Annotated in this window: 18 protein-coding genes; 9 read left to right on the top strand and 9 right to left on the bottom strand. The window is 72.1% G+C overall.

The window, feature by feature from the left end; translation table 11 throughout:
• The 3 genes from ABZS54_RS21470 to ABZS54_RS21460 all read right to left on the bottom strand — a co-directional run.
• The coding region (locus ABZS54_RS21470; protein WP_355538183.1) for a uroporphyrinogen-III synthase at positions 1-327 on the bottom strand (327 nt) is incomplete at its 3' end.
• A gap of 135 nt (positions 328-462) precedes the next feature.
• Complete coding sequence (locus ABZS54_RS21465) at positions 463-1,854, bottom strand: hypothetical protein (protein WP_355538180.1); 1,392 nt, start codon at positions 1,852-1,854, stop codon at positions 463-465.
• Positions 1,855-2,057: 203 nt separating this feature from the next.
• Positions 2,058-3,434 (bottom strand): transcriptional regulator, encoded by a 1,377-nt coding sequence (locus ABZS54_RS21460; RefSeq protein ID WP_355538177.1) that lies wholly within the window; start codon positions 3,432-3,434, stop codon positions 2,058-2,060.
• A 445-nt stretch (positions 3,435-3,879) separates the two neighbouring features.
• Between ABZS54_RS21460 and ABZS54_RS21455 the strand changes: the two genes are divergently transcribed.
• Positions 3,880-4,536: a bifunctional DNA primase/polymerase gene (locus ABZS54_RS21455; protein WP_355538174.1), complete on the top strand. Its 657-nt coding sequence runs from the start codon at positions 3,880-3,882 to the stop codon at positions 4,534-4,536.
• Positions 4,537-4,752: 216 nt separating this feature from the next.
• On the opposite strand, the gene ABZS54_RS21450 is transcribed toward ABZS54_RS21455, so the two are convergent.
• A complete protein-coding gene (locus tag ABZS54_RS21450; RefSeq protein WP_355538171.1) occupies positions 4,753-5,442 on the bottom strand; it encodes an iron dependent repressor, metal binding and dimerization domain protein in 690 nt (229 codons plus the stop codon).
• A gap of 254 nt (positions 5,443-5,696) precedes the next feature.
• Between ABZS54_RS21450 and ABZS54_RS21445 the strand changes: the two genes are divergently transcribed.
• The 3 genes from ABZS54_RS21445 to ABZS54_RS21435 all read left to right on the top strand — a co-directional run bounded on the left by ABZS54_RS21445 (position 5,697) and on the right by ABZS54_RS21435 (position 8,788).
• Positions 5,697-7,040, top strand: a complete 1,344-nt coding sequence (locus ABZS54_RS21445) for a deoxyribodipyrimidine photo-lyase (protein ID WP_355538168.1) — start codon at positions 5,697-5,699, stop codon at positions 7,038-7,040.
• A gap of 75 nt (positions 7,041-7,115) precedes the next feature.
• Positions 7,116-7,862, top strand: a complete 747-nt coding sequence (locus ABZS54_RS21440; RefSeq protein WP_355538165.1) for an SIS domain-containing protein — start codon at positions 7,116-7,118, stop codon at positions 7,860-7,862.
• An 8-nt stretch (positions 7,863-7,870) separates the two neighbouring features.
• Complete coding sequence (locus ABZS54_RS21435) at positions 7,871-8,788, top strand: hypothetical protein (RefSeq protein WP_355538162.1); 918 nt, start codon at positions 7,871-7,873, stop codon at positions 8,786-8,788.
• A 132-nt stretch (positions 8,789-8,920) separates the two neighbouring features.
• On the opposite strand, the gene ABZS54_RS21430 is transcribed toward ABZS54_RS21435, so the two are convergent.
• Together ABZS54_RS21430 and pdxH are read right to left on the bottom strand one after the other, a co-directional pair.
• Entirely contained in the window at positions 8,921-10,177 is a 1,257-nt protein-coding gene (locus tag ABZS54_RS21430) for an MFS transporter (RefSeq protein WP_355538159.1), read from the bottom strand.
• A gap of 627 nt (positions 10,178-10,804) precedes the next feature.
• Positions 10,805-11,437, bottom strand: a complete 633-nt coding sequence (pdxH, locus tag ABZS54_RS21425; RefSeq protein WP_355538198.1) for a pyridoxamine 5'-phosphate oxidase — start codon at positions 11,435-11,437, stop codon at positions 10,805-10,807.
• Positions 11,438-11,827: 390 nt separating this feature from the next.
• On the opposite strand from pdxH, the gene ABZS54_RS21420 reads away from it, so the two are divergent.
• The gene (locus ABZS54_RS21420; protein WP_355538156.1) at positions 11,828-12,940 is read left to right on the top strand and encodes a citrate synthase 2; all 1,113 of its coding nucleotides are present in this window, start codon (positions 11,828-11,830) and stop codon (positions 12,938-12,940) included.
• A 164-nt stretch (positions 12,941-13,104) separates the two neighbouring features.
• On the opposite strand, the gene ABZS54_RS21415 is transcribed toward ABZS54_RS21420, so the two are convergent.
• On the bottom strand, positions 13,105-13,953 hold the full coding sequence (locus ABZS54_RS21415; protein WP_355538153.1) for a ferric iron reductase: 849 nt from the start codon (positions 13,951-13,953) through the stop codon (positions 13,105-13,107).
• 218 nt (positions 13,954-14,171) lie between these two features.
• Here ABZS54_RS21415 and ABZS54_RS21410 point away from each other — a divergent pair, with 218 nt between their 5' ends.
• The gene (locus ABZS54_RS21410) at positions 14,172-15,119 is read left to right on the top strand and encodes a threonine/serine dehydratase (protein ID WP_355538150.1); all 948 of its coding nucleotides are present in this window, start codon (positions 14,172-14,174) and stop codon (positions 15,117-15,119) included.
• A gap of 270 nt (positions 15,120-15,389) precedes the next feature.
• Here ABZS54_RS21410 and ABZS54_RS21405 read toward each other — a convergent pair whose 3' ends face one another.
• Both ABZS54_RS21405 and ABZS54_RS21400 read right to left on the bottom strand, forming a co-directional pair.
• Positions 15,390-17,741: an HAD-IC family P-type ATPase gene (locus tag ABZS54_RS21405; protein ID WP_355538147.1), complete on the bottom strand. Its 2,352-nt coding sequence runs from the start codon at positions 17,739-17,741 to the stop codon at positions 15,390-15,392.
• 143 nt (positions 17,742-17,884) lie between these two features.
• Entirely contained in the window at positions 17,885-18,601 is a 717-nt protein-coding gene (locus ABZS54_RS21400) for a hypothetical protein (protein WP_355538144.1), read from the bottom strand.
• 304 nt (positions 18,602-18,905) lie between these two features.
• Between ABZS54_RS21400 and ABZS54_RS21395 the strand changes: the two genes are divergently transcribed.
• The 3 genes from ABZS54_RS21395 (at position 18,906) to ABZS54_RS21385 (ending at position 21,597) form a co-directional block, all read left to right on the top strand.
• On the top strand, positions 18,906-19,307 hold the full coding sequence (locus tag ABZS54_RS21395) for a MarR family transcriptional regulator (protein ID WP_355538141.1): 402 nt from the start codon (positions 18,906-18,908) through the stop codon (positions 19,305-19,307).
• A gap of 97 nt (positions 19,308-19,404) precedes the next feature.
• A complete protein-coding gene (locus ABZS54_RS21390) occupies positions 19,405-20,709 on the top strand; it encodes an MFS transporter (protein WP_355538138.1) in 1,305 nt (434 codons plus the stop codon).
• Positions 20,710-20,817: 108 nt separating this feature from the next.
• Positions 20,818-21,597, top strand: a complete 780-nt coding sequence (locus ABZS54_RS21385) for a maleylpyruvate isomerase family mycothiol-dependent enzyme (RefSeq protein ID WP_355538135.1) — start codon at positions 20,818-20,820, stop codon at positions 21,595-21,597.
• Positions 21,598-21,774 lie beyond the last annotated feature (177 nt).

Genomic DNA, 21,774 nt, shown 5'->3' with positions numbered 1-21,774 from the left:
GGCCTTGGGGCCGCGGCAGACCAGTACGGCGGCCCGGCACGCCGCGGTCAGCCGGGCGCCGCGCCCCCAGCCCTCGGCGGCGGCGAACCAGCCGCGCCAACCCACCCCGGTGGTGGCCACGACGTAGTCGAGTCGGCGTTCCAGGGCACGGTCGGTGGCCCGGCGCAGGATCGGGTCGTCGGCCGGCGGCACGATCCGCACGGTGGGCGCGTCGACCGCCTTGGCGCCCAAATCCCGGAGCAGCGCGACGAGTTCCTCGCGGCGCCGAGCCGCGGTGACGCCGATGGTGAACCCGATCAGCGGTTCGGCCCCCGTGCCTGTCTCCATGGGGTGAGACTCGCCGACGTGTGTTACGGCGCTGTTGCCGGACGGTCACGCGGGAGTTAGCACACAGGTCTTCCCCGACCGACCCGCGAGCGCCGCCGGCTCGGCGGCGGCGACCGGTCGACGGTCCGGCCCGGCTCAGAAGTCGCCGGCGGCGCGCTTCTTGAGGTTGTTGTCGGACGCGATCGGGTTCCAGAGGCCGACCACCTTGTTCTTCGCGGTGGTGGCCCGACCGCCCGCGCGGTCGGCGGCGCGCTTGTGGTCGGTGTACTCGGCGCGGTGGTCCTTGCAGCCGCCGTGGGCCATCTCGGTTCCCCAGGCCGCGAGTTCGCGGTCCGACTCGGCGGAGGCGGCCCACGCGTCGCGCAGTCCCGCGACCAGTTGGGCGCCGCCGCTGAGCTTGTCGGTGGTCAGCTTGTCCAAGCCGGCGATCTGCTGGTCGCGCTGCCGGGCGGCCTCGGTCAGCGATTGCGCGCCGGCCGCGGGGTCCTCGCACTTTTGGATCTGCTGCACGGCCCGGGACACCGCCTGCCGGGATCCGGCGCCGTCCTGGAGCAGTCGGTCGACGGCGGACGCCTGCGCGGCGGCGCCGTCGTCGGCCTTGGCGGGCGGTGTGGTGGTCCCGGGCGTGGCGGCCCCCGAGGCGTCCGGTTTGGTGGGCGCGGTGGGCGCGGCGCTCTTGCCCGCGTTGTCGCTCTTGTCGTCGTCGCCGAACGCGCCGCCGGCGAACGCGCCGATCGCGGCGATCACCACGAGCACGCCGACCCCGGCGGCGATCAGCGGGGTACGCGAGCGGCCGGCCGGGCCCGGGTCGGCATGGTCGCCGGGGCCCGGTTCGCGCGGCGGGCCGGTCGGCGGCGCGTAGTGCGGGGTGTAGGGCTGCGGCGCGGCATACCCGGCGGGCGGCGTCGCCGACTGGCCGGGCGGCGCGGGCTGAGCCGAGTAGGCCGCGGGCATCGGCTGTCCGCCTGCGCCCATCGGTCCCGGTCCGGCCGGCGGCCCGCCGGCCCCGTCCCGGAACAGGCCGGCCGGGAACGCCTGGGTGGCGTCGGCCGGTCCGGCGGCGGGCGCCGGGCTCGGTCGGAACAGGTCCGGCCCGGCCGGCGGGGCTCCGGCTCCCATCGGTGCACCCGCTGCCGCGGACGCACCCGGCGGCGCGTGCGGCGGGCGCGGCGGCACCTGTCCCGGTCCGGCCGGCGGCGCGAACGCGGGTGGCGGGCCGAGCCGGGCCGCGCCGGGCCGATCGGCCGGGTCGGCGGGCGGGTAGGGATCGGCCGGGTTAGGCCGGTACGACGCGTTGGGGTCGTAGGGCGGCTGTGGTGCGCCGTACGGCTGCTGCTGCGCGGGATACTGCTGCTGCCCGGGGTACTGCTGCGGCGCGCCGTAGCCCTGTGGGGGCCCCTGGTCCGCGTAGTCCTCGAACCTCGGCAGCACCTCGGTCTCGTCGCGCGGGAGTTCGAGCGGGCCGAAGGGCGAGGGCCCCGGCTGCTCGCCATTGGGGCCCCGTCCGCCCGATCCAGCCGATCCCATGCCATCCACCCGTTCGTCGCCCGAGGCCGTCGTACCCGGCGGTCGCCCGACCGCCGGGATCGCCCGGCGGCCGTACCCGTCCGCCCGACGGTAACTCAGACGTTCGAGTGACGAACAGCGGCGCACCTCGCATCGGCGCCGGGCGGCCCGCCGGCGGCGGCCCGCGGCCCCCCCGCGCCGCAGGTCGGCGGCCTCGGCGGGGCTCAGACCGGGACGGCGTGCACGGCTTCGGCGAATTCCCGGACCACGTGCTCGTCCCGGTACGGCTCCAGCCGGCGCTGGAAATCCTTGAGGTATTCGAGACCGCGCGCCGAGTGCAGCCTGCCCACCAGCTCCAGCGCCTCGGCGCCGACCGCGCACGCCTCGTCGAGCCGGTTCTGTTGCAGGTGTGCGGTGGCGAGCAGGAGGGTGTCGACCGCGCGCCGGCGCACCCGCGTGTCGGCATGCCCGTCCAGGGCCGCGCGGGCCGCCGCCTCGGCCTGCCGGGGCCGGTCCAGGTCGCGGTAGCAGTGCGCGAACTCGTCGGAGAGGTACGCCTGGGAGAAGTGCCCTATCCAGGACGGATCCTCGTCCGGGGCCGCGATGTCCATGGCGGACTGGGCCCGCGCCAGCGATGCCTCGCATGCGCGCGCGTCGCCGAGCAGCGCGTGCCCGCGCGCCTCGGCGGCGTGGAACATCGCCTGGGTGGTCGGCGTGGCCTCCTGTTTGGCGCCCTCCTGTGCGGCGCGGGCAAGCTGGGTGATCTCGCGCGGGTTGCCCAGGCTGCCCGCGAGGTGGCTCATCCCGGCCGCCAGCACGTAGCCGCCGTAGGCGCGGTCGCCCGCGGCCTGGGCCAGCCGCAGGGCCTGGATGTAGTAGCGCTGGGCGAGACCCGGCTGGCCGGTGTCCACAGCCATGTAACCGGCCAGTTCGGTGAGTCGGGCCACGGCGGCGAACAGCGCGCGGCCCGTCTCGTCGGAATAGGTCCCGTTGAGCAGTTGGGTGACCACACTGCCCAGGTAGTGCACCACGACCGGGCGGATGTGCCCGGCGCCGAAGCGGTGGTCCAGCGCGGACAACATCTCCGTGGTCGCACACACCGCCTCGATGTCGGAGGCCCCCACCCGCGGCCCGCCGATCCTGGCCACCTGGGCATCCGGCTCGGTGATCAGCCAGTCCCGGCTGGGCGCGACCAGCGCGGCCACCGCGACCGAGGAGTTGAGCAGGAAGTCGCGCCGGTTGACGTCGCTGCGCCACAACTCGGTGACCACCTCGACGGTGGCCGCCGGCGTGGCGGCGAACTGGAGGCCGACGTTGGTCGCCAACGAGCGACCGTCGGCCATGCCGATCTCCTCGACGGTGACCGGCCGGCCGAGCTTGCGGCCGATCGCCTCGGCGATCAGGTTCGGCACCGCGCCGCGCGGCTGCTGGCCACGCAGCCAACGGGCCACCGAGGTCTTGTCGTAGCGCAGATCCATGCCGTGTTCGGCACCGCACATGTTGACCCGCCGGGCGAGCCCGGCATTGGAGCAGCCGGCCTCCTGGATCAGTGCCGTCAGCCTCTCGTTGGGCTGCCTCGTCGCCTGTGTTCGCGCGGCCATCCGCGTTCCCTCCCCGACCGTTGGTGCGGGCTTGCGACATGCGGGATCGGCGCGCCGGGGGATCGTGCGCTCCCGTCGTGTCCGCGCCCTGATGCCTGATGAGTCCGTAATGCGTGTCCAGCGGGCGTCATCCACATGCCGAGGTCCGGGACGGCCTGAATTGCCGATGTTGCCCGGCAGTCGTATGAAATGTCATCCGCGTACGGAGCGTAGTGACCCGTATAGAGCAGCGGATAGGGCACCCTTCATTGCGCCCCCGGCTCTGCACCCATGCGCCCCCCTTGCGCCGGATGGCGGCCGATGATCCCATCTCCCCTGATCATCCGGTTTCGCCCGCCCGGAGTGCGTCCGCGCAACGCGCGACCCGGCGCCGTACGGGGGGCGCCGTACGGATGGCCGCGAGCGGGGCGCCGCCCGGCCGTAACCATCGCGGGGCCGCGCAGTTGTGCAGCACGTGGAAGACACCCTGGGGGCCCGGCAACTCGCCCGCGACACGCTCGTAGAAACCGCAGTCCGCTACGCCGAGAACCGGCACTGGGACGTGGTTCCCGGCGCCTCGGTGGTCGAGAACAGCGTGGGGCGTCGTTGCAGTTGCGGCCATTCCGGGTGCACCGCCCCGGGCGCGCACCCGATCCTGCGCGACTGGGCGGTTCAGGCGGCCAGTTCGCCGGCGTTGGTACGGCGCTGGTGGAGCGAGCATCCGGACGCGGCGATCCTGCTGCCCACCGGTCGCGGCTTCGACGTGATCGACGTCCCGGAGCAGGCCGGCTGCCTCGCGCTGGCCCGACTCGAGCGCATGGGCCTGCCGCTCGGCCCGGTGATCGCGACGCCGACCCGACGCCTGCAGTTCTTCGTACTGCCCGGCGCCCGGGACAAGATGGGCGAGATGTTGCGCCGCACCGGCTGGGGCACCAGCACGATCGACCTGATTCCCAAGGGCGAGGGCGACTGGGTCGTCGCCCCGCCGTCCCGGATGGGCAGCTCCGGCAGTGCCTCGTGGGCCCGCGAACCCACCGAACTCAACCGCTGGCTCCCCGAGGCCCGCGAACTGGTCAGCCCGATCGCCTACGCCTGCGGCCGAACCGTGGCCGAGGCCAAGTAGCCGACGGGCCGCCCGTTGCCGTAAACCCGAAGCCGTCCCGAACTCGGCCGCCGGGCGCCACCAGGCCACCCGTTGCCGGTAAAACCGCAGCCGGACCACCCCACGGCACGGGTCGGCCGGGTGGAAAAGCCAACCCGATCCACCCGAGACGCAACGGGCCCTCGAAGCCGAAGCAACCGGCAACGAGGGCCCGGATTCCCGCGCGTCAACCCGCGACTACCGCGCGGCCACGAACACGTGCGACGCGACCTCCGGCGACAACTCCGCGGCCTCGCCGCCGCTGCCGGCCATCACGCCACCCGCGGACTCGTGCACACTCACGACCGCCCCGGGACGAATCCCGGCCCGGCGCAACGTGTACATCAGTTGGGCGTCGGTCTGCAGCGGCTCACCGAGCCGCCGCACCACGACGTTCTTGCCTTCCGGCCCCGCCGACTCGAGCAGCGTGACCAGCCCGCCTTCCTTGAAGGAGTCGGCGTGCAGTTCCTGGTCCAGCTCCTCCAGGCCCGGGATCGGGTTGCCGTACGGCGATTCCTTCGGGTAGCGCAGCAATTCGAGCAGACGGCGTTCCACCTGCTCACTGATCACGTGCTCCCAACGGCACGCCTCGGCGTGCACCTGTTCCCAGGGCAAGCCGATGACGTCCACGAGCAGGCACTCGGCGAGCCGGTGCTTGCGCATGACCCGCGTCGCGATTCCCCGCCCTTCGGGCGTCAGTTCCAGATGACGGTCGCCCTCGACCGTCAACAACCCGTCCCGCTCCATTCGTGCCACGGTCTGGCTCACGGTCGGCCCGCTCTGCTCGAGCCGTTCCGCGATCCGCGCCCGCAGCGGGACCACGCCCTCCTCCTCCAGCTCGAAAATCGTCCGGAGGTACATCTCCGTGGTGTCGATGAGTCCACTCACGACCAGCGGCTCCGTTCTTGGGTGGTCCTGCCGCCCAATTCTGACGCACCTGGACCGCCGATGCGGACGGCCGGCCGATCGGGTCCCCGCGGCGTGCCCCGCTCGCGCCGTCCGACGCGCGCCGCCGCTTCATCCGTACGTGTGTCCCGCCCGTGTGGGCCCGCGTTGTCGGGTGCGTACGGTCATAACGTTCCGGTATGCCATTGCCATCCCGGAAGTCCTCCGGCTCGTCCGGATCCCTCGATCGTGTACACGTGCTCTGGTTCCGCCGGGATCTGCGGCTGGCCGACCACCCTGCGCTGCACGCCGCGGCCGGCACCGGCTTTCCGGGCACCGGGAACGGCGAGCCCGCCCGGGTGCTGCCGCTGTTCGTGTTCGACCCGGTGTTGTGGGACGCATCGGGTCCGGCGCGCCGGGCGCACCTGGTCGACTCGCTGCGCGCCCTGGACGCGGACCTGCGCGAGCTCGGCGGGCGTCTGGTGCTCCGCGCGGGCGACCCGGTCCGCGAGGTACCCGCGCTGGTCCGCGAGGTCGACGCCGCCGAAGTGCACGTCTCCGCCGACTTCGGACCCTACGGGCGCACCCGCGACGAGGCCGTGGCGGCGGCACTCGACCTGCCGTTCCGAGCCACCGGCTCGCCGTACGCGGTGGCACCGGGACGTGTGCTCAAGGCCGACGGGACGCCGTACCGGGTGTTCACCCCGTTTCTGCGCGCGTGGCTCGAACACGGCCGGCGTGACCCGCTGCCGGGCCCGAACGACCTCGCGTGGGTGAACGCCGACTCGGTCGAGCCGCCCGCCGCGCCGGCGCCCGCCGGGGTACGGCTGCCCGAGGCGGGCGAACGGGTCGCCCGCGCGACGTGGGAGACGTTCCGCACGCACGGCCTGGACCGATATCGCGAGCTGCGCGACCGGGCCGACCTGGCCGGCACCTCGCGGTTGTCGGTGCACCTGAAGTTCGGCGAGATCCACCCGCGTACGCTGCTCGCCGGCCGCGTCGACGAGACCTTCCGCGCCGAACTGGCCTGGCGTGAGTTCTACGCCGACGTGTTGTGGCATCAGCCGGAGACCGCGCGGGAGTACCTGAACCGGGACATGGCCGGCATGCGCTACGACAGCGGCCCGGCCGCCGACGCGCTGTTCGACGCGTGGTGCGCGGGTCGGACCGGCTTCCCGTTCGTGGACGCCGGGATGCGGCAGCTGCTCGCCGAGGGCTGGATGCACAACCGGGTGCGAATGGTGGTCGCGTCCTTCCTGGTCAAGGACCTGCACCAGGAGTGGACGCGCGGCGCGGCGCACTTCATGCGGCACCTGGTGGACGGCGACCCGGCCTCCAACAGCCACGGCTGGCAGTGGACCGCGGGCTGCGGCACCGACGCCTCGCCGTGGTTCCGAATCTTCAATCCGATCAACCAGGGCCGCAAGTTCGATCCCGACGGGGACTACGTTCGGCGCTATGTACCCGAACTGCGCGGCATCGCCGGCAAGGCGGTGCACGAGCCGTGGAAGATCGGCGTCGCGGGCTACCCCGACCCGATCGTCGAGCACGCCGAGGAAAGACGCATCGCACTCGACCGCTATGAGGCGATCCGGCGGTAGGGTGCCGAATCCGCGTACGCACGGCGGATCCGGCTACGAAGCGCCGAACGCACCGAAGGAACGGGAGGACCGGGCATGGTCGAGCTGGGTGCGCGTTACCTCGACGCGGCGATCGGCCTGCTGGAGCGGCTGCGGGACGAAGAACTGCCCACCATCGACCGAGCCGCGGACCGGGTCGCCCAGGCGCTGGCGGCCGGTGGCCGGCTGTTCGTGTTCGGCGGCGGCCACTCCGCGCTCGCCGCGCAGGACGTGATCTACCGTGCGGGCGGCTTGATCCTGGCCAACCCGCTGATCGCCCCCGGCAACGAACTCTCCGTGCGCCCGATCACGGTCAGCACCGCGGTGGAGAAACTCGCCGAGCTGGCCGGTCCGGTACTGGACGGCGCGGGCCTGCGCAAGGGTGACGTGCTCGTGGTGATCTCGCTGTCCGGACGCAACGGGCTGCCCGTGGAGATCGCCCGTCTGGCGCGCGAGCGCGGCGCGCTCGTGGTCGGCGTCACATCGATCGTGGCCAGCGAGGCCGAATCGCCCAGGCATCCATCGGGTACGCGAGTCCTCGACAACTGCGATGTCGTGCTGGACACCGCCATCCCGCCGGGCGACGCCGCGCTGGAGGCCGATGGCGTGCCGCAGCGAATCGGCCCGACCTCGGGTGTGGTGTGCTCGGCGGTGCTGCAGACACTCATGGTCAACGTGATCGGCCACCTGGTCTCCCGGGGGATCGAGCCCCCGGTGTTCATGTCCGCGAACGTCGAGGGCGGAGCCGCGTGGAACGAGCGGTTGCTGGCCGAACACGCGGACCGGATCTTCTACCTGAGGTGAACCCGGCAGTGCATCCCAACGCGCGGTCCCAGTCCTCGGACCGGCAGTCCGCGGAGCGGCAAGCCCCGGACCGGCAGTCGCCGGCCGATCGGTCGTCCACGCCGACCGGGGCCGAGAAGGCGTTTGAACAGGCATCCGACCCAGGGCCGGCCGAATCGGTGTCGGCCGAGTCGGTCGGCGTGCCCGACCCGCGCACGGCCGCGATTGTGGTCCCGGGCCGGTTCAACGGGCCGCCGGGCATGGGCAACGGCGGTTATCTGGCCGGATTGCTGGCCGGTCGCGCAAGCGGCGGGACGGCCTCCGGGGTGACCGTGACGCTGCGCCGCGCGGTGCCGCTGGACCGGCCGCTGGCGCTCACCCGTGACGCCGGAACGGGTGTGCTGACGCTGCATCAGGGCGACGGGACGATCGCCGAGGCGGTGCCGGTGGACGCCGCGTTGCCGCTGCCCACACCGATCGACCCGGTGACCCCCGCCGAGGCGGACGAGGCGAGTCGGTCCTTCGCCGGATTCGCGGCGTGGAACCCCTACACCGAGTGTTTCGTGTGCGGCCCCGGGCGGGCCGAGGGCGACGGCCTGCGGTTGTTCCCGGGCATGCTCGCGGACCGTCCGGACACCAACGCATGCGTGTGGACCCCGCACACCTCGCTGGTCGCGCCCGACGCCGAGCAGATCGGCTCCGAGTTCGTCTGGGCGGCGCTCGACTGCCCCGGCGGCTGGACGGGGATGGACCGGGACACCGCGCTGTTGCTCGGCCGGATGACCGCTCACGTGTACGCGCTGCCCTATCCGGACGAGCCGTGCGTCGTACTCGGGCGCCGACTCGGCCGGGAGGGCCGCAAGGTGCGCACCGCGACGACGCTCTACGACGCCGAGGGCCGGGTGGCCGCGCACGCGGAACAGGTGTGGATCGCGCCGCGCGTTTGACCGGCGCCGCGCCGGTCGGACGGGTCGAGCCGGTCCCGTCCGGTCGGCCCGGCCGCGTCGGCTCGGCGTAGGCGGCTCGGGTCGGGTCGGGTCGGGTCGGTTCCGGTCGGCTCGGACGGGCTCCCGGGCCGGTCAGGGCTGCGGGTCGCGAGCGTCGTAGCGCCAGAAGCCGCGCCAACGCAGCGACAGCGCGATCGCCAGGATCACGCAGGCCAGTCCGCCGCTGACCACGGAGATCCGCTCGGTGCTCAGCGCGGCCACCGACCCGGCCTCGAAGTCGCCGAGCCGGGGCCCGCCGGCGACCACCACGATGAACACACCGGCCAGCCGTCCCCGCATCTCGTCCGGGGTCGCCACCTGCATGATCGTGTTGCGAAAGACCATGCTGATGGTGTCCGCGCAGCCCGCGAGCGCCAGCAGGATCAGGCCGAGCCACAGCGGGCCACCCAGCCCGAACACCGCGACGCACGTCCCCCACGCGATCACCGCGAGCACGACCGCGCGCCCCTGCCGCTGCACTCGGCCCAGCCAGCCGGAGAACAGCCCGCCCGCGAGCGAGCCCACCGCCGGCGCCGCGACCAACAGGCCGACCGTCGTGGCCCCGCCGCCGTACAGCGTCGCGGCCATCGCCGGGAACAGCGCGCGCGGCATGCCGAACACCATCGCGACGACATCGGTCAGGAACGTCATCCGAATGTTGGGCCTGCTCCGCAAGAAGCGCAGCCCCTCCAGCACCGAGGCTCGCCTGGGCCCGCCCTCGGCCCGGGTCGGCGGCATCGACGGCAGCCGCCACATCGCGTACAGCGCCGCGGAGAAGGCGATCGCGTCGATCAGATAGGCGGCCTGGAAGCTCCACAGGCCGATCACCAGGCCGCCGAGCATCGGCCCGACCGTCATCGCGAGTGCCATGGCTATCGAGTTCAGCGCGTTGGCGGCGGGCAGTCGCTCCCCGGGCAACAGCTTGGGGATCATCGAGGTCCGCGCGGGGTTGTTCACCGCGAAGAACGCGGACTGCACCGCCACCGCGGCGTACAGCAGCCACACCTGGCCGAGATCGAGGAACGCCTGCACGGCCAGCACGATCGACACCGCGGAGAGCCCGCTCGCGGTCACCAGGCCGACCAGTCGGCGGTCCAGGCTGTCCGCGATCGCGCCGCCGAGCAGCCCGAACACGATCAGCGGCACCACCGAACACAACCCCACCAGACCGACCGCGAAGTTGGACTCGGTCAGGTCGTACACCTGGATCGCCACCGCGACAGCGGTCATCTGCTGACCCAGCGAGGAGACCGAGTGGCCGAACCACAGACGACGGAAGGCGGGGAACTCGCGCAGCGGGGTCACGTCCGCGAGGACGGCCTTGGCCAGGCGCTTCGAGGCAGGGGGCACCCGCGCTATCCAATCCCAATGTGCCCTGCATCTATTCCTGATTTCGATGTGGGATCGGGCACCTCGTAAATGCGTTGCACCCGCCTACGGGCCGATCTAACCTCACTGGCACACGGGAGAGGAGGTGGTCTGAAGTTGCATGGCATTCGGACGCGTGAGGTGGCTGCCCGCTAGCCGCCACTCCGGTTTACCGGCTCGGCAGGCCCCGTCGTGAGTGCACCGCGACGGACGCAGGCAGGCGGCCGGCAACACCAGGCAGACACCCGACCCGCAGGTCGCCGGGATCGTCCCCCGGCCTTCGTTCCACCTCACCGAGGCGGACGGAGAAGCGACCTGCGGGTCGCTTTATTCGGGCGACTTTGTCGCCGGCTCGCGAGGCACCACCTTTTTCTCTCCCCCGCTTCGCTCCTCCGAGAAAAAGGCGGCCCCTCGCTCGGGACTTCGTGTCCCTCCGCTTCGCTCCGGGCCACGAAGTCCACACTTGCGGCTCCGCCGCTCTCCGCGCTTCGCGCGTCGATCACTTGGGGCAGCCCATCTCGGGGGCGCTGACGCGCCGGGGAGAGGCGAGGGGTCCGGCCGGCGTCGGTGGGGCCGCGCCCACGGGCGCACCGGCTCGGCCGGACGCCCTCACGGACTCAATCGCTCGACCCGCCACGGCGCACCCTCGTCGCCCTCGCGCAGGTAGCGCAGCCGGTCGTGCATCCGGTTCTCCCGCCCCTGCCAGAACTCCACCGCATCCGGCCGGACCCGAAAGCCGCCCCAGAACTCCGGCACCGGGATGTCGTCGATGTCCGCGAACCCGGCTGCGGCCTCCGCGTAGCGCTTCTCCAACTGCTCCCGCCCGGACACCACGCTGGACTGCTCGCTGGCCCAGGCCCCGATCCGTGAGCCGCGCGGCCGGGAGCGGAAGTACTCGGCGGTGACCTCGCGCGACACCCGTTCGGCGGATCCGCTCACGATCACCTGACGCGCCAGCGCGTGCCAGGGGAAGAGCAGGCTCACCGCCGGGTTCGCGGCCAGTTCGCCGCCCTTGCGCGAGTCGTAGTTCGTATAGAAGACGAAGCCGTGCCCGTCGAACTCCTTGAGCAGCACCGTGCGCGTGCTCGGCCGGCCGGCCGGAGTAGCGGTCGCGACGACCATCGCGTTGGGCTCGGGCAACTCGGCCGCGGCCACCTCCGCCAGCCACGCGCCGAACAACGGGAAGGGGGTCGGCGGCAACGCGCCGACGTCGATGCCTTCGCCTCGGTACTGCCGGCGCATGGCGGCAAGCTCGGTGAACTCCACGGACAACGAGTACCACTCGGCGCCTGCCGCCGGCACGATCCCCCCCGACCTGGTGCTCCCGGGACGACCGAACCGGCCGTTTTGTGCCGGACCTCACTCACTCGGACGGGTTCCGGCGTAGGTCGTCTCGATATCGAGAGATATCCTGACCGACGGACTTCGATCGGCCCATACCTTCAGGCGAGGCACCATCCCGGCCTCGCCCGGACCGAGCGGAACACCTCCCCGAATCACCGGCGGAGCCCAGGTGCGGAGCATGATCGGCACCATGCGCCCCGGCCTTGTTCGGGGGAAGACACGGTGTGGTAGTGCGGGGTATGAAGGACCCGGCCACAAGTCAGTCGAGATCGCATGAGGAGCCGCCTGATGTCCGAGTTCGTACCCGGGCTCGAAGGAGTCATAGCGTTCGAGACGGAGATCGCCGAACCCGACAAGGAGGGTGGCGCGCTCCGGTACCGAGGTGTGGACATCGAGGACCTCGTCGGCCACGTCTCGTTCGGCAACGTCTGGGGCCTACTGGTGGATGGGGCGTTCAACCCCGGCCTGCCGCCGGCCGAACCGTTTCCGATCCCGATCCATTCCGGCGATGTCCGCGTGGACGTGCAGAGCGCGCTGGCCATGCTCGCCCCGGTGTGGGGTCTGAAACCGCTGCACGACATCGACGATGCCCAGGCACGGGACGACCTCGCCCGGGCCGCCGTGATGGCGCTGTCGTACGTCGCCCAGTCGGCCCGCGGCCTGGAGAAGCCGATGGTGCCGCAGAGCGAGATCGACAAGGCGCAGACCATCGTCGAGCGCTTCATGATCCGCTGGCGCGGCGAGCCGGACCCGCAGCACGTCAAGGCGGTCGACGCCTACTGGACGTCGGCGGCCGAGCACGGCATGAACGCCTCGACGTTCACCGCGCGCGTGATCGCGGGCACCGGTGCCGACGTCGCGGCGTGTCTGTCCGGCGCGGTCGGCGCGATGTCCGGCCCGCTGCACGGTGGTGCCCCCTCGCGCGTGCTGCACATGATCGAGGAGATCGAGCGCACCGGCGACGCCACGGCGTACGTCAAGGGCGTCCTCGACCGCGGCGAGCGCCTGATGGGCTTCGGCCACCGGGTCTATCGTGCCGAGGACCCCCGCGCACGCGTGCTGCGGCGCACGGCCAAGGAGCTGGGGGCGCCTCGCTACGAGGTGGCCGCGGCACTGGAGAAGGCGGCGTTGGAGGAGCTCCAGGCTCGGCGCCCGGACCGGATCCTGGCCACCAACGTGGAGTTCTGGGCCGCGGTGATGCTGGACTTCGCCGAGGTTCCGGCCCACATGTTCACCTCGATGTTCACCTGCGCCCGGACCGCCGGGTGGAGTGCGCACATCCTGGAGCACAAGCGCACCTCGCGCCTGGTCCGTCCGGCCGCCCTGTACATCGGCCCGGGCACCCGCCCGATCACCGAGGTCCCGGGCTACGACGACACGGTCCGCAACCTGAAGCACTGAACACCGGACGCCTCACCCGGAACCCCGCTCCCCACAGGGGGCGGGGCTCCGTCGTTCCCGACCTGGCCGCGAGGCCCGACCGGGCGATCCGACTGCCGTAAATCCGCAACCGTCCTCCGCGACGAAACGGGTGCGCTGGTGGGCACGAACCCCGCGCCGCAGGCTCAGGCGCGGCCCTCCAGGATGGCCGCTTGGCGCGCGTCGTCGGCGCGGGGGCAGGTGCCGCACAGGGCGTTCGGGTCGAGGGTGTACCACAGGCAGCACACGCTCTGGGTGCGATTGCAGTGGGTGCGGCCCTCGGTGCCGGCCAGGGTGCGAAAGCCCGCGGCGCGCTTGAAGCGACCGGTGTCGCCGGGGAGCAGTTCGCCGAGTTCGCGGACGGCGCGGTCGCCCTCGGCCTCGCCGAGCATGCGGCCCAGATACCAGACGGCGCTCACCAGCTCGTCCGCCACCATGTTCCACAACACCCGCTCGCCCCGGCGCAGGTGCGACCGGAACGCGCCGAGCAGCGGCTCCAGGTGCTCGGACACCGCGCGCAGCAGCTCGGCCCGCAGGGCGGGCTCGTCGGCCACCACCCGCGCGCCGACCGCGCCCGCGTCCGGGTCTTCGGGCAGGCACGCGAAGGTGCCCGAGGCGACCGTGAAGGACCGGCTCGACCGTTCGGATCCGAGGTCGATCCACACGTCGTCCAAGCCCACGAGGGGGACGCGGCGGTTCAGGAACCAGGGCCCGGCGTGCATCAGGCACGCGTACCACGCGTAGCCGTGCAGCGCCCACATCGCGATCGCGTCGGCGCGCGGTTCGACGTCGAGCGTCGCGGTGATCCGCTGCCGCTCGGCGGCCAGTACGCCGGCGATCACGTCGGGGTCGCTCGCCAGCCGCGAGGCGGGCAGCAGGTCCGCTCTCGGGCGCCCGGGCTCGACCGCGATCAGCGGGCACGCGGCACCGAGCGCACGGAAGGTCTCCGCGAACGCGGGGCATGGTACGGGCTGCCGAAGATCAAGCAACGTCATGATCCGAAGGTAAGGCTTGCCTAACTCGGTGTCCACAAGGCACACCGGAGAGTGAGATCACACGCCGCAGCCCCACCCCTGTGGGCGACGCGGCAACGGGCGCGCGCTCCGCGGACGAGCCGACGCGCGGGTTGTCGAGGATGGTCCGGCCCACGCCCGCGGTACGGCGCCCGGTTCGCGGACCGCGGCCGGCGAACAAAGCCATAGGGTCGGTCGTCATGGATACCGCCACGCCCGAACTGACCTACGGCGACATCAGGAACGCCGCCGACCGCATCGTGGGCCAGACCCAGCCGGTCACCATGATGCCGATCCATCCGTCACCGCACGTGTGGCTCGCGTTGGAGTACATCCAGCACACCGGATCGTTCAAGGCACGCGGCGCCGCGAACTTCACCACCGCGCACATCGAGGCGGGCACCATGCCCGAGGCCGGCGTGGTGATCGCCTCCGGCGGCAACGCGGGCCTCGCGTGCGCGTGGGCGGCGCGCAGCGCGGGCGTGCGCTCCACGGTGTTCCTGCCGGAGACCGCGCCGCGCGTCAAGGTGGAGCGGCTGCGTACGTACGGCGCGGACGTGCTGCTCGTGGGCCGCGAGTACGCGGACGCGCTGGACGCGTCCCGGCGGTTCGCCGAGGAGACCGGCGCGCTGTTGTCGCACGCGTACGACAACCCGCTGATCGCGGCGGGCGCGGGCACGCTGGTACCGGAGATGCTCGCGGGCGTGCCCGGGAAGCTGGACACGGTCATCGTCTCGGTCGGTGGCGGCGGCCTGTTCGCGGGCGTGGCGACCGCCGCCGAGGAACACGCAATCCGCACGGTCGCGGTCGAGCCGGAACACTGCCGCGCGCTCAACGCGGCACTGGAGGCAGGCGAGGTAGTGGACGTGGCGACCGACTCGATCGCCGCCGACTCCCTGGGCGCGCGCCGGGTCTCCGCCACCGCTCTGGCCACGGCGCAGCGCACCGGCGCGTTCTCGGTCCTGGTCTCCGACAAGGCCATCGTCGAGTCCCGTCAGGCCCTGTGGGACAACTTCCGCATCGTCGTCGAACACGCCGCCGCCACAGCCCTGGCTGCCCTCTCCACCGGCGCGTACACCCCGGCCCAGGGCGAAAAGGTCGCAGTAATACTGTGCGGCGCCAACACCGATCCGGGCGACCTCGTCTGACCCGACCACGTCGGGATCGGCCATCGTGAGGATGGCGGGTGCGGCGGTGACTCCGCCGCCGGGTGACGGCGTCGTGGTCGTCGGGATGGTTCGGGTAGTAGGAGGCGGCGACGCTGAGCCCCTTGCGCCGGACTGTCTCCGTCCGACTTCGTTTTCGTGGGGGCCGGTCGCCACCGGTGGGAAGAGGGTGTGGTGTCTGTCGGTTCGACCGCGAACCACGGGGACGGGCGCGGCCGTTCACGACGGTCGGCAATCCCCGATTGTCAGGGCTCACGTCTCCTCGGTGTTCTTGCGTTCGATCCAGCCCGAGATGCGCCAGCCGAGTTCGAGGAGGGCGGCGGCTGCCAGGGCGATGCCGACGGCGGTGCCGACGGCGGTGCCGTTGTTGCCCTGGTGTTGGGGATAGAGGGCGAAGAAGTCGGCCACGAGGGGGACGTAGAGCGCGATCAGGAAGGCCGCCGCCATGGCCGCGATCAGGGCGATCTTCCACCACGTGTAGGGACGGGCGACGATCGCCAGGATCCAGGTCGCGACCAGGAAGAGGGTGATCACGGCGGTGGTGCGGTCCTGGTCGAGGTTCGAGCCCTGGTTGAGGTGGGCCAGCCAGTAGGACAGGAACGTGGCCGCCGCGGCGACCACGCCGCCGGGGATCGCGAAGCGCAGCACCCGCGGTACGAAGCCGGAGCGGGCCCGTTCGGCGTTCGGGGCGAGGGCGAGAAAGAAGGCCGGTACGCCGATGGTGAGCGAGCCGATCAGGGTGAGGTGGCGGGGCAAAAACGGGAAGACCACGCCCGCGACGCCGGTGAGCAGCGAAAGCAGCAGCGCGTACACGGTCTTGACCAGGAACAGGTTCGCGACCCGCTCGATGTTGCCGATCACCCGGCGGCCCTCGGCCACCACCGAGGGCAGCGTGGCGAAACTGTTGTCCAGGAGCACGATCTGCGCGACCGCACGGCTCGCGCCGCTGCCCGAGCCCATCGCGACACCGATGTCGGCGTCCTTGAGCGCGAGCACGTCGTTGACGCCGTCGCCGGTCATCGCGACCGTGTGGCCGCGCGCCTGGAGGGCCGCGACCATCGCCCGCTTCTGTTGCGGAGTGACCCGACCGAAGACGGTGTTGCCATCGAGCGCCTGCCCGAGTTCGGCCCGATCCTCGGGCAACCGGCGTGCGTCCACCGCGTGTTCGGCGCCCGCGAGGCCGAGCTTGGCGGCCACCGCGCCGACCGAGAGCGCGTTGTCGCCGGAGATCACCTTGGTCGCCACGTCCTGACTCGCGAAGTAGCGCAGCGTCGCCCCGGCGTCCGGGCGCAGCCGCTGTCGCAGCACCACCAGCGCGGCGGGGTGGGCCCGGCCGCCCGCCTCGTCGGTCAGCCCGTCGGCGGTCGCCAGCAGGAGCACCCGCAGCCCCCGCGCGCCCGGTTCGTCCACCCGGGCGAGCACCGGATGGCCCTCGGGGAGCAGTACGTCGGGCGCGCCGAGCAGCCAGGTCCCGTGCCCGGCGAAGCTCGCGCCGCTCCACTTGCGGGCCGAGGAGAACGCGGCGACGTCGGTGACCGGCCAGTCCGGCGGCGCGGGGTAGGCGTCCACGATCGCCTGGAGGCTCGCGTTCGGCCGCGCGTCGGAGGTGCCCAGCGCGCCCAGGGCCGCGTCGATCGGCAGCGTGTCGTCGAGCGGGCGCACCTCGGCCACGTCCATGCCGCCCTCGGTGAGCGTGCCGGTCTTGTCCAGGCAGACCACGTCGACCCGGGCCAGGCCCTCGATCGCCGGTAGCTCCTGAACCAGGCACTGCCTGCGACCCAGCCGGACCACGCCGACCGCGAACGCGACCGAGGTGAGCAGCATCAGGCCCTCGGGCACCATGGTGACCAGGCCCGCGACCATGCCGCGCAGCGCGTTGGGCAGGCCGTCGTGGGTGCGGAGCTGACTGATGATCAAAAGGATGCCCACCGGGATCATCAACCACGTCACGTAGGTGAGGATCCGGTCCAGGCCCCGGCGTAGTTCCGAGTCGACCAGGGTGAATCGACCGGCCTCCTCGGCGAGTCGGGCGGCGTATGCGTCGCGGCCGACCCTGCCCGCCCGGAAGGCGCCGTTGCCGGCGGCCACGAAGCTGCCGGACATCACCTGGTCGTCGACCTTCTTGTGGACCGGGTCGGTCTCGCCGGTGAGCAGCGACTCGTCGAGTTCGAGTGCGTCCGCCTCGACCACCACGCCGTCCACCAGGACCTGCTCGCCCGCGCCGAGTTCGCATACGTCGTCCAGGACCAGATCGCGCGCGGACAACTCGGCGGTGTGCCCGTCCCGGCGCACCCGCGGCTTGGCCTCGCCGACCACCGCGAGAGCGTCCAGGGTGCGCTTGGCGCGCAGCTCCTGGATGATGCCGATCGCCGTGTTGGCCACGATGACCAGGCCGAACAGGCCGTCCTGGATCGGGCCGACGATCAGCATCACCACGAACAGGGTGCCGATGATCGCGTTGAACCTGGTGAAGACGTTGCCCCGGACGATCGCCGAGGTACTGCGGCTGGACCGGGTCGGCACGTCGTTGACGCGGCCGTCCGCAACGCGTTCGGCGACCTCGGCGGTGGTCAGCCCGGTGGTTGCGGCGGGGGCTCCGATCATGCCCCGAAGTTACGTCAGTGAATGTCGGATTTTGTGGCCATTCGGCATCCGTCGCGAGGATTGCTCGCGGCGAGCGGTCGACGAAGCTCGGGCGGCCGATGCCCAGTGCGAGACGCCGAGTACCGAGTGCCCCGACCCCGGGCTCAGTCCTCGTCGGCGCTTTGCAGGCGGCGGCAGTACCAGAGCCCGAACAGGCCCAGGCCGGAGCCGGCCAGCGCGCACCACGGCCACCAGTCCCGGTCGTCGGAGAGCGTGTCGCGCATGAGCCACGCGACCAGGAACAGCGCGAACCAGATCAGGCTGCCGACGGCGACGAGCCTGATGATGTTGCCCTCGTGCGGAGGCGGCGCGGGGCGCATGCCGGTGTCCGCTTCGCGGGCCTCGTCGGGTCGGCGCTCGGTGGGACGGCGCTCGGTGGCTTCGACCGGCTCGTCGACGGCGACGAACTCGGCGGTCCCACCCATGAGCGCCGGATCGGTGGCCGGGTCGTAGGCGCTCGCGCCGTAGCCCGCCGCGGAATGCGCCTGGGACGGGTACGCCTCGGGCTCACCGGGCACCGGCCGGGCCGGGTAGCCACCGGACTCGTACTCGGCCGGTTCGTATTCGGTCGGCGGGTATTGCGTCGACTCGTAGTCCGCCTGCGCGTAGTCCGCCTGCGCATACGTCTCCGCCCCGTACGCCGCGTACTCACCACTGCCGTACGAGCTCACGTCGTACTCGCCGCTGCCCGGGGAGCCCGCGTCGTACGCGTCCTCGACGGGCCCCGACGTCGGGTCCGCGGCCGCGTCCGGGCGCGGTGCGCCCGTGTCGTCCGGATCCGGCGAGGCGCGCCGTCGTTTCCCGCTCCCGTGCCTGCTCACGAAACCTAGGCTACTTGGCCGCCCACGCCGCTCCCGCGCGCGTCCCGACGAACAAGCCGCACGGCGGTCGGCAAGGCCCGGGAGATCCCGGTGCTGCTGTGGATCGTGTCCGCGCTGTTCGTGGTGCACTTCGCGATCGACCCGATCGAGCAGGTGCTCGGCGTCAAGTAGCGCCGACGGCGCGAGGCGGCGTCGCTCGGCGCCGGTGGTCCGGAATATCCCGGGGACGCAAACCATTGGAAGTTAGCGAGAGTAAAGAGTTAAGCTAACCAATGTGTCCCCGTCCGAACCCGACCGTGCCACGGTGGCTGCCCTCCGTGCCTCGGTGCTGAAGCTCTCCCGTCGCCTGCGCAACCAGCGGGCCGACGAGACGCTGAGCCCCACCCAGCTCTCGGTGCTGACCGTGCTCGTCGTGCGCGGCGCCATGACTCCGGGCGAACTCGCCCGGCAGGAAAAGGTGCAGCCACCGTCGATGACGCGCGTGATCGCCGGCCTGGAGGAGCGTGGCCTGGTGCGGCGCGAGCCGCACCCCGACGACCGCAGGCAGGTCGTGGTTTCCGCGACCGAGCCCGCCGCCGCCGTGGTGGAGGAGAACCGCAGGCTGGGCAACGCCTGGCTGGCGGACCACCTGTCCCGGCTCACGCCCGAGGAGAGCGAGGCGTTGCGCGCGGCCCTGCCGGTGCTGGAGAAGCTGGCGCAGGCCTAGGAGTCCGACGCAGGAGTCCGGCGCACCCGCGTCGCGGTTCGGTTCGGGGACGGATGTTCATCCGGCCTCGGCCGACCGTACGACGAAAGGGGAGCCCGTGGCGGCGACAGCCGGCACCTTCTCATCACTACGAAACCGCAACTTTCGGCTTTTTGCCGCCGGGCAGACGGTGTCCAACACGGGCACCTGGATGCAACGCATCGCTCAGGACTGGCTCGTACTCAAGCTCACCGGCAGCGCTACCGCGCTCGGGGTGACCACCGGTCTGCAGTTTCTGCCCATGCTGCTGTTCGGCCTGTGGGGCGGTGTGATCGCCGACCGCTACCGCAAGCGCCTGTTGTTGATCGGTACGCAGACCGTGATGGGTCTGCTCGCCGCCGTGATGGCGGTCCTGGTGTTGAGCGATGCCGTCCAGGTGTGGCACGTGTGGCTGCTCGCGTTCGGCCTCGGCATGGCCACCGCGGTGGACAACCCCGCGCGACAGGCGTTCGTGATCGAGATGGTCGGCCGCAAGGACCTGGCCAACGCGGTCAGCCTGAATTCGGCCAACTTCCAGCTCGCCCGGATCGTCGGCCCCGCGGTCGGCGGCCTGCTGATCACCGCGATCGGCACCGGCTGGGTGTTCGCGGTCAACGCGGTGTCCTACATCGCGGTGCTGCTCGGCCTGCTGGCCATGCGCGAGAGCGAACTGCGCACGATGCCGGTGGTGCCACGGGAGAAGGGCCAACTGCGCGAGGGGCTGCGCTATGTACGCGGCCGTCCCGACCTGCTCGTGGCGATCGCCCTCGTCGGCTTCATCGGCACCTTCGGCTACAACTTCGCGGTCACCCTCGCGACCTTCTCCAACGACGTCTTCCACGCCGGACCCGGCTCGTTCGGGCTGCTCAACACGGTGTTCGCGGTCGGCTCGCTGGCGGGCGCCCTGTTCGCGGCCAAGCGTGGCCGGACTCGGCTGCGGGTGCTGGTCGGCGCCGCGATCGCGTTCGGGCTGCTGGAGACGATCGCCGCGCTGATGCCCGGCTACTGGAGCTTCGCGCTGCTGCTCGTGCCGATCGGGATCGCCGGGCTGACCTTCAACACGGCGGCGAACTCGACCGTGCAGCTCGGCAGCGACCCGGCGATGCGCGGTCGGGTGATGGGCATCTACATGCTCGTGTTCATGGGCGGCACCCCGCTGGGCGGCCCGCTTACGGGGTGGTTGGCGGAGAGCTTCGGGCCGCGTACCGGGTTGCTCGTGGGCGGCCTGATCTCGTTGGCCGCGGCGCTCGTGGTCGGCGCGCTGCTCGCCCGGCACGCCGGGATCCGGCTGCGGCCGGGCACGGTGGTGCGCGCGATGCGACCGGCGACGCCCGTCGTCTCGGCGACACGGTCGGAGTTCGGTAATCCTGTGGTCAAGATCTGACATAGCGTCAGCACAGGTGTGCGGTACACCTTTTCTTGACGTGACATTCACGCCATGGGGTGACGCAGGCCATCGACACGTCACCCGAAACGCTGGAATCCTTGACGAATGGACTACGTGCGGTTCCAGCACCTGTTCCAGGCGGAGGGTCTCCGCTTGGGCCAGGCGGCCGTCACGGACATGGACGCGCCGGTACCGTCCTGTCCCGGTTGGACGGTCGCCGACGTCGTACGACATTCCGTGCTCATGTACACCGGCGCCGCCGCGCAATTGCGCCCGGATCGCCACCCGGCCGCGGGTGACGCGCGCCCGGCCGCAGGCAGCGCGACAAAGGGGGATCTGCTCGACACCTACACCCGGGCGCACGCGGCGCTCGTGACCGAAATGGCCCGGCGGGACCCGCTCGACCCGATCGATGGCAAGGAGCTCGACCCCGGCGTCGCGGAGGGCGTGGACGGCGACGGGCCCGATCGGGGCACCGCCGGCTTCCTCTTCCGCCGGATGGCGCGCGAGGCCGCGGTGCACCGCGCCGACATCGAGATGGCCGTCGGCACCCCGGGACCGCTGGACGCCCAGCAGGCCCTGGACGGCATCGACGAGGTGCTGGGCGTACTGCTCCCGGCGCACTACGACGGCGGCACGCGCGACGGCGCGAGCGGGCGCACGATCGGCGTGCACAGCAACCGGCACCACTGGCGGCTGACCATGCAGCGCTCCGGCGTGACCATGTCCCGCGACCAGGGGTTCGCGGACGCGGCCGTCAGCGGCGAGCCCGCCGAACTGTTGCTCTACCTGTGGGGCCGACGCCCCGGCACGGTCGTCTCGCAAACCGGCGACCGCACGGTGCTCGCCGCCTTCCGCCGCCGCCTGGCGGCCTCGATGGTGTGACCCGCGAGCGCGGGCGCCCGGCCGGAATTCGACCGCGCGCCCGCGCCGCGTAGGCTCTGGGGCGTGAATCCCCGCACCAGAACCCGCGTCGTCACGGCCACTCTGGCCCTCCTGCTCATCGCCGTGATCATCGGCGCCTTGATGCGTTAGTACCGGGACCGGCGCGTGGGGGCCGGC

It is taken from the genome of Embleya sp. NPDC005575, from assembly GCF_040605455.1.
In the GTDB taxonomy this organism is placed as follows: domain Bacteria; phylum Actinomycetota; class Actinomycetes; order Streptomycetales; family Streptomycetaceae; genus Embleya.
This window is presented reverse-complemented; position numbering and strand designations above follow the sequence as displayed.

Coding starts and splice junctions, on each gene's coding strand:
- ABZS54_RS21465 (WP_355538180.1), bottom strand. CDS start 1,854: ATGGGATCGGCTGGATCGGGCGGACGGGGCCCCAATGGCGAGCAGCCG.
- ABZS54_RS21460 (WP_355538177.1), bottom strand. CDS start 3,434: ATGGCCGCGCGAACACAGGCGACGAGGCAGCCCAACGAGAGGCTGACG.
- ABZS54_RS21440 (WP_355538165.1), top strand. CDS start 7,116: ATGGTCGAGCTGGGTGCGCGTTACCTCGACGCGGCGATCGGCCTGCTG.
- pdxH (WP_355538198.1), bottom strand. CDS start 11,437: ATGCGCCGGCAGTACCGAGGCGAAGGCATCGACGTCGGCGCGTTGCCG.
- ABZS54_RS21420 (WP_355538156.1), top strand. CDS start 11,828: ATGTCCGAGTTCGTACCCGGGCTCGAAGGAGTCATAGCGTTCGAGACG.
- ABZS54_RS21415 (WP_355538153.1), bottom strand. CDS start 13,953: ATGACGTTGCTTGATCTTCGGCAGCCCGTACCATGCCCCGCGTTCGCG.
- ABZS54_RS21410 (WP_355538150.1), top strand. CDS start 14,172: ATGGATACCGCCACGCCCGAACTGACCTACGGCGACATCAGGAACGCC.
- ABZS54_RS21405 (WP_355538147.1), bottom strand. CDS start 17,741: ATGATCGGAGCCCCCGCCGCAACCACCGGGCTGACCACCGCCGAGGTC.
- ABZS54_RS21385 (WP_355538135.1), top strand. CDS start 20,818: ATGGACTACGTGCGGTTCCAGCACCTGTTCCAGGCGGAGGGTCTCCGC.